We start from the raw sequence: 4,685 nt of genomic DNA, 5'->3' as shown, positions 1-4,685 counted from the left end.
AGTCTGATCATTGACTCAGGATTTACCGTGTTGACCGGAGAGACCGGGACCGGTAAGTCTTTGTTGATCGATGCAGTGGCCCTTCTCATAGGTGGAAGGGCCTCGAGCGATCAGATTCGATTCGGCGAAGACGAAGCCCAGCTCGAAGCGTCGTTCGACATTCCGCTCACGCATCCTCTCCTCCAACGACTGCGGGTCCGAGAGGTGCTAGGACCGCAGGATTCTCAGCTCATCATTCGACGTATCATTGCTCGTTCAGGAAGAAACCGGGTTTACCTGAATGGGGTCTTAAGTCCGGTCCATGTGCTGGAAGAGTTTGCTGGTACGCTCATCGATATCCATGGCCAGCACGATCAACAATCGCTCTTGTCCAATGCCGCGCAGCTTGAGGTCTTGGATGCGTTCGGACGTCTGCCGGAACTGCGGTCTCAATATCGATCCACCTATCGTGATTGGGTACGTTTCCGTGGAGAGCGCGCTGAGCTTTCCGCTAAGCTTCAACAGCGGGTCCAACAGGAAGACTTGTTGCGTTTTCAACGGCAGGAATTGGATGAGGCTGCCTGCCGTATCGGAGAGGAAGAGTTGCTGCAAGCCGAACGCCATCGGTTGGGGGCATCACGGCGTCTGGCTGAGTTGACATCGGACGCTCAAGAACGAATTCAGGCCGATGCCCACGGTATCTTGGCGAATCTGGTGTCGATAGAGCGCGTGTTGGGAGAATTGGCTCAGATCGATCCTGAGATGGAAGGTTCCGTTCGATTTGCGTCAGAGGCTAAGATGCTTCTGAAAGAAGTCGCCGATTCCCTTCGCAGTTACGCCGAAGGCTTGGACGCAGACCCTATGCGACTCAGTACGATCGAAGATCGTTTGGCTGTCATCCAAAAGATGAAAAAGAAATACGGGGGAACGATCGAAGCCGTCCTCGAGACTCACAATCGAGTGAAACAAGAACTGGGACTACTTCGGGAGGCCGACAGCGAGCTCGATCGGTATGATCGTCTCATTGAGGAGCAACAACGGAACGTTTCGGTGCTGGCGCGGGCGCTCTCAGAAAAGCGAACGGACGCGGCTCAACGGTTGACGAAACTGGTCGGCAAAGAGCTCAACGCGCTGAAAATGGCATCCATGCGGTTTCTGGTTCAAGTCATGTCGAGCGGGCCGGACGAAACCTACGGCCCTGAAGGGGCTGATCGTGTCGAGTTTCTGCTGTCGACGAATGCCGGTGAGCCGTTGAAACCGATGTCTCGTGTGGCCTCCGGCGGCGAACTATCGCGGGTTATGTTGGCGTTGAAATCCACCCTTGCTGACACCGATCATGTGCCGGTCTTGATCTTCGATGAGATCGATACCGGAGTTGGAGGAGCGGTTGCAGCCACGATCGGGAAACGGCTCAGAGAGTTGGGCCGATACCATCAAGTGCTGTGCATCACGCACCTTCCGCAGGTCGCCTCTCAAGCCCAGCATCATTTCTCCGTCGAAAAGTCGGAAGTGAAGGGACGGACGGTGGCGACGGTCCGTTCGTTGACCGGCATGAGTCGCGAGGGTGAAATTGCGCGCATGCTGGGGGGGGAGCGAATCACTCAAAAGACACGTTCTGCGGCAGCAGAGTTAATCGCCGGAGGGCATGAATAGATCAAGCGGCGGGCGCAATGTCCATGGCGAAAGGCGAGACAGGCGAGTCCTTCACGATCTGGATGAAGAATTCCAGCAACAGCGGGTCGAAATGCGTATGAGATTGAAGCGAGATCTGTTGAATTGCGACATCCAGCGGGAGGGTGACGCGTCCAGGTACATCAGCGGTCAAATGATCAAACGTTTGGGCGATGCCGACAATGCGAGCCAGTAACGGAATATCCACGCCTCGAAGCCCACGAGGGTAGCCTTGCCCATCCCATCTCTCGTGGTGAGATGCAACGATTTGCCTCACCTCAATCGGTAAACCTAATGGCGCAATCATCCGTGCGCCTCTGTCCGAGTGTTCCCTACAGAGGGATGCTTCGCCGGACGGAAGGATCTGGTCTTCTGAGAACCTATACGATGGAAGGGTCGTTTTCCCTATGTCATGCACAAATGCTCCTAAGGCCAATGCTTTTTGCTCGGAGGAGGTGAGATTAAGTCGGCTGGCCATTAACGTGGCATAGAAGCTCACTCGGCTCGAATGATTGAGTAACTGACGGTCCGTGGCCTCCAAAGTATCGGACAAGATTGGAAGCAGGTTCATATCGTTTGGCTGTAAAGCGGTATCGCTCTGTGTATTGATGGAGAGCGAAGCATATCCCGCTTTGACCTCATCCCACGCTCTCGCGCTTTCTTCCGCTGCGCCCCAAAGGTCCGGTAGTGTCCGAAGACAGTGGCGCAGAAAGTCGAGTCGGCGTTTCTTGTCCATTGTCTGCTGAATGAGCGTGGTCAGCTCGTTTACGTTGAAAGGTTTGAGCAAATAACCCGCGGCTCCGTGGCGCATACCTTCCATGGCAGACTTCAGGCTTCCGTATCCCGTGACGATAATGACCTCCACGTCGGGACGATGATGCTTTATATCTCTGAGAAGATCGAGCCCGTGACGATCCGGGAGCTTCTGATCGAGAGTAATCATGTCGATAGGTTCTTGACCGAGGACTTCAAGAGCGGCCTTGGCGTTTTCTGCAGAACGAACGTTGCAGAAGGTGCGAAGAATCAGTTTCAGGGCATCCCGAGGGCCCGTTTCATCATCGATTACGAGGACCGTGGGCTGTGTTCCTGCTGGACAAGAAGCGGTAGCCATGCTCGTTTGCTTACTCCAAGCCGTATCATGAGAAAGCAATTATCATTCCTTTTCATGATTTTACGATATATTTCAATATAAAGTGGTACTAATAGAATTGGCAACTATACGTAGCTTACAATAATAATAGGGATCCTATATTGTGTATGGTGAAGAGGATAATATGTGAATAAAATGTGACATCCTTGTGCATAAGTGTGTCATTCTTGCACGGGTGAGTCCGACTCTTCAATAGTGGAACTATCAGGGCGGCCGATGCCGAGGGTATCCATTCGATATTTCAACATTCGGCGGCTGATTCCGAGTAGGTTCGCGGCGTGGGTTTGTACGTAATTGGTTCGCTTCAGCGCGTCAAGGATAATCTCCCGTTCAAACTCCATCACGGCTTTTTCAAGCGACATGCGACCGGCGAGGGTATCGTCTCGAAGCGACGTTGAACGGGAGTCGCTCTTAACCAGCGTCGGCAAATGCTCTGGAGTGATTTGCGCGGCATGTTGAGACCAGATGAATGCTTGCTCGACGAAGTTTTCCAGTTCGCGAACATTTCCCGGCCAAGAATAACGGGTCAGAAGCTCCAGTGCGTCTTTTCCGAATTCAATTCGAGGTCGGCGTTCCTCTTCCAGCCGTTTCTCGAGGAAATGTTTGGCCAAGAGGGGAATATCCTCACCGCGTTCTCGGAGTGGCGGGAGAAAGAGCGCAATGACGTTAATACGGTAGTAGAGGTCTTCTCGAAATTGCCCTTTTCGAACAAGGTCATCAAGATTCTTGTTCGTCGCCGCCACAATGCGGACATCGACCTTGATCGGCTGAATTCCGCCGATTCTCGTAAATTCGCGTTCTTGGATGACACGCAGGAGCTTAGCCTGTGTGACGGGACTTAAGTCACCGATTTCGTCCAAGAACAATGTTCCGGTATTCGCCAATTCGAACTGTCCGACGCGTCGAGCTGTGGCATCCGTGAATGCCCCCTTTTCGTGGCCGAAGAGTTCGCTTTCAATGAGCGTTTCAGGCAAAGCTGCGCAGTTCAGTGCAATGAAGGGACGTTCGCGTCGTGAACTGTTGTAGTGTAAGGCTCGTGCTACCAATTCTTTTCCCGTGCCACTTTCTCCCGTAATGAGCACAGTGGTACGGCTGTCGGCGACCTGCTCGATTTTTGAGTAAATCTCCTGCATGCCCTGGCTTTTGCCGATCAGATTATGGAAGGCATAGCGCTGGACAACTTGCGCCCGCAGTTGCTTGACTTCACGTTCCAATTCGGAGGCATTCAGGACTCGATCGATGACGATACGGAGCTCATCGACGTCGAACGGTTTTGAAAGATAATCCGCGGCGCCAAGCTTCATGGCGTCAACGGCTGTTTTGACAGATTTGGTACCTGTGAGCATGATGACAGGAGTCGTCTTGCTCTCCATGCGAAGCGTTTGAAGCACTGCCAGGCCGTCGGTTCCAGGGAGAATGACATCGAGAAGGATGAGATCAGGCTCATCCTTCCGAAACACATCAAGTCCCTCATGTGCATCACTAGCCTGGAGAATATCATAGAGTGGTTCGAGAACCATCTTGAGAGAGGCACGGACTCGGGGGTCATCATCGATCAATAGAACTCGTTTCCTAACAACCACAAGCGCTCCTTGCGTTCTATCCCCGACAGGAAGGAAGATTGATGCGAAAGGTCGTGCCGATCCCTTCCGTGCTCTGAACTTGAATCTCTCCTTGATGCTCACGAATGATCTGATGAGCGATGGTCAGCCCCAACCCCGTTCCTTCGTTTACGGTGCTTGCATGTTTGGTGGTGAAAAACGGGTCAAAGATGTGGTCAAGGTTTTCTTGGGAAATGCCCTGCCCCGAATCTTCGATCTCTATCTGAGCCCAGACATTACCGTCCGCTTTCTGAAGTCTAGTGGTCCGTACTCGGAGGGTTCCG

Annotated in this window: 4 protein-coding genes; 1 reads left to right on the top strand and 3 read right to left on the bottom strand. The window is 52.9% G+C overall.

Annotated features, from left to right (window positions below; genetic code table 11):
• A partial coding sequence (recN, locus tag ACOSYY_RS14720) for a DNA repair protein RecN (RefSeq protein ID WP_421663281.1) occupies window positions 1-1,632 on the top strand: 1,632 nt, incomplete at its 5' end.
• A gap of 1 nt (window position 1,633) precedes the next feature.
• Here the strand turns inward: recN and ACOSYY_RS14715 are convergent.
• The 3 genes from ACOSYY_RS14715 to ACOSYY_RS14705 all read right to left on the bottom strand — a co-directional run.
• A complete protein-coding gene (locus ACOSYY_RS14715; RefSeq protein ID WP_421663280.1) occupies window positions 1,634-2,761 on the bottom strand; it encodes an HD domain-containing phosphohydrolase in 1,128 nt (375 codons plus the stop codon).
• 200 nt (window positions 2,762-2,961) lie between these two features.
• Window positions 2,962-4,383, bottom strand: a complete 1,422-nt coding sequence (locus ACOSYY_RS14710; protein ID WP_421663279.1) for a sigma-54-dependent transcriptional regulator — start codon at window positions 4,381-4,383, stop codon at window positions 2,962-2,964.
• A gap of 16 nt (window positions 4,384-4,399) precedes the next feature.
• A partial coding sequence (locus ACOSYY_RS14705) for an ATP-binding protein (RefSeq protein WP_421663278.1) occupies window positions 4,400-4,685 on the bottom strand: 286 nt, incomplete at its 5' end.

Source organism: Nitrospira sp. BLG_2 (assembly GCF_049222245.1).
This window is presented reverse-complemented; position numbering and strand designations above follow the sequence as displayed.